The organism is Paenibacillus sp. BJ-4 (genome assembly GCF_020404765.1).
Lineage (GTDB): Bacteria > Bacillota > Bacilli > Paenibacillales > Paenibacillaceae > Paenibacillus.
Genome location: NZ_JAIVEM010000010.1, coordinates 1 through 211, shown reverse-complemented (window position 1 = coordinate 211; position 211 = coordinate 1). Strand labels below are relative to the sequence as shown.

The window sequence follows — 211 nt, the reverse complement described above, 5'->3', positions numbered from 1 at the left end:
GAAGCAGCCACCATTGAAAGAGTGCGTAATAGCTCACTGGTCGAGTGACTCTGCGCCGAAAATGTAACGGGGCTAAACACACCACCGAAGCTATGGCTTGATGCTATGCATCAGGGGTAGGGGAGCGTTGAATGCGGGTTGAAGGTGTACCGGAAGGAGCGCTGGACTGCATTCAAGTGAGAATGCCGGTATGAGTAACGAAAAGATCTGT

At 51.7% G+C, this 211-nt stretch carries 1 rRNA gene; it reads left to right on the top strand.

Annotation, left to right across the window (positions count from 1 at the left end):
- Positions 1–211, top strand: a 23S ribosomal RNA gene (locus LCF57_RS04070); the annotation flags it as partial.